2 protein-coding genes are annotated in these 2,658 nt (G+C 40.4%); both read right to left on the bottom strand.

Annotated elements, in window-relative coordinates; all coding sequences use genetic code 11:
• Positions 1–12: 12 nt before the first annotated feature.
• Positions 13–924 carry a D-hexose-6-phosphate mutarotase gene (locus Q8907_15830; GenBank protein MDP4275739.1) on the bottom strand — a complete coding sequence of 304 codons (912 nt, stop codon included), beginning with the start codon at positions 922–924 and terminating at the stop codon, positions 13–15.
• 387 nt (positions 925–1,311) lie between these two features.
• Positions 1,312–2,598: an SDR family NAD(P)-dependent oxidoreductase gene (locus Q8907_15825; protein MDP4275738.1), complete on the bottom strand. Its 1,287-nt coding sequence runs from the start codon at positions 2,596–2,598 to the stop codon at positions 1,312–1,314.
• Positions 2,599–2,658: the final 60 nt, after the last annotated feature.

Genomic DNA, 2,658 nt, shown 5'->3' with positions numbered 1-2,658 from the left:
GGTCAGGAAAGTTCATTCTATGCTGATGATTGTGGAAAGCGGGTGTTTTTCTACGGGTTTCAGGGTGATGGCATCTTCATGGGTGTTTACAGCTTCAACGCAGACAAATGATTTGTAATCTTCATCCGGGATGTCGTTCATTCCTTTGACACTTTCAGTCCATGGGTTCCAAACTACGGTGGTTTTGCTGTTCCGCTTTTCTACCCTTATGCTGCGTTTCCATCCCGGATCGGTTATCAGGCAGTCATCGGTTTGATTAATATAAATACGGTCTTCTTGCTTGGAAATTTTTAAGATTTTTTCTTCCTGGACTGTATTGGCTTCTTTAGCAAAAACGGTATGGTCATAATAGTGGCGCCCTTCCAGTCCTGAAATACCTATTTCTCCTGCATCGCTTACGCTAAAATAACTGTGAAGTGCATTAGTAGCCGTGAATGCATTAGTTCCGGTGTTTGTATAACTCAATGTAACATCAAGCTTTTTGCCTATTTTAATAACCATTTCTGCTGAAAAATCAAATGGCCACAAGGACAGGGTGTAGTCATTGCTTTTTAAACCCAAGACTAAGATGGTTTCGTCTTCTTCAAGATTCAGGGATGAAGTCTTGAGCACTTCCCAATCGCTCAGGCGGGCACAACCGTGCAGGGGTTTTTGCTTGTCTTCCGGGTTTGGCCCAAACCAGGGAAAGCAAACCGGGATACCGCCGCGAATGGGTTTCCCTTTTTCGAACAAGCTTTGAGGGCTCATCCATAAAATGTCTTTTTGATCTTTGGGCTGGAAACTTAAGATATGGGCGCCATATAATGAGATAACGGCCTCTGCCTGGTTATTGCTGACTTTGGCTATGATCAGGCTTCCTTTTCCTTCTATGAATTCAATATGGCCCGGAATGCCATATAAGCGGTTTAATTGTTTTATATCCATTATACTTTTATGGTTAGTTTATCAAAATTAAAATCGGAGATTGGCTGAAATTTTGTTCTTTATCCTTCTTTTCCTGAGTAGAGAGGAAATATTGAACACTATCCCCAGACCACAGGAAAATCCGGTCAGGAATAAAAAATAGGATTTATGTGGAGCAAATTGGAATAAAAGGATGCTGATGACAAAAGCTAATTGTCCGATGATCAGTAAGAGATTATCCTTTTTAAATTTAATTTTGTTTTTGAGTGATATCAAGTGGTTCATGATTTGTTTTTGTTCTAAACCTATTTTTTCCGCTATAAATCAAAAGCAGTTTCTTCCAAATTTATATATTTTAGATAAAAAGTGCCCATTTAAGGGCACTTTAAAGGTATTTTATTTAAAATACTAGCTTAACATAATTTGTCCTCCGGTTACAGGAACTGCCTGGCCTGTTTCATATTCCTGATCTATAATATAGAATACGGCTTTCATCACATCTTTAATGGTGCAGCCCCGTTTGGCAGGTACCTGGTTTTCGTAAAACCGCCTGACGTCTTCCACGGTTTTGGCTCCCGGTACTTTACCGGCTTTAAGGTACTGCACGAATAATCCTTTTTCCGGATCTGACCATAGCGGCCCATCCAGGAAGTTCCCCGGGCATACGGAATTAACCTTGATTTTAAAGGGCATCAGTTCCATGGCAAACGACTGGGTTAAACCGATTCCACCGAATTTACCTCCGGCGTAGGCAAAGTTCTTGTTACTGCCTTTTAATCCTGATTTTGAATTAATCTGGATGATATCGGTGAAATAGTCTTTTTTGTATTTTGACTGAAGTTCAAGCACATGGGAGGCATACTTGGCGCAGATAAAATAACCTATATAATTTACTTTGGTCATTATCTCAAAAGTCTTGGGATCCATGACGTCCAATCCGCCAGCCCTTAAAATGCCGGCATTGCTGATGAAAATATCCAGCCCTCCGAATTCTTTAATTGTTTCGAAAAGAAGATTTTGAACGGACTCGGGGTTCGAAACATCTGTTTTTACAAACAGGGCCTTGTTTTTCTTTTTGTTTCCGTTTAATTTGCTTTCAAAGGCTTTGCCTGTGGTTTCATTCAAATCGGCAATGACGATATTTGCACCTTCATTAAAAAGATTCTCGGCTATGCCTGCTCCAAATCCCTGGGCAGCACCTGTGATCACAGCAATTTTATTTTCAACTCTACCTCTCCCGTTTTTACCAGTCGAAACTTTGCGCCTGTAATTTTCTACTTCCCAGTTGTCAATAAAAGCGATTTCTCTTTCATTCAGGAATTTCGGACCTCCAAAATTGTCGGAATAAAACCTGATTTTCAGGAAGTCCTCGAATACATCGGCATCGATATCCGTTGAATGGCTGCTTTCATCTGCAATGACAACACCTGTCCCTTGCAGGATAATAATTTTAGGAAGATAATTGTATTTTTTGTTGAACTGATCGAGTGCTGACTTGAAGGAATCAATGATTTTCTCCGCCGTGTCCGTACCCGAAATTTCCAAAAATAAGGATTTTGCCTTGCAATATACAATTTGATCCGGAATAAAAGGGGAGGAAATCTTTTCATAGCTTGCTTTATCGGCATAATAGGGTGCTACCAGTGAATTGTTGATGAAACGGGTAACCTTTACCTGATTTTCCGATAAAATCATCCTGATGGCAGGCAGTACCTCTGCAATAAACGGATTGGCCTGTAATTGCTGAAGGTCTGG

The sequence above is a fragment of the Bacteroidota bacterium genome, assembly GCA_030706565.1.
Taxonomy (GTDB): Bacteria; Bacteroidota; Bacteroidia; order Bacteroidales; family JAUZOH01; genus JAUZOH01.
This window is presented reverse-complemented; position numbering and strand designations above follow the sequence as displayed.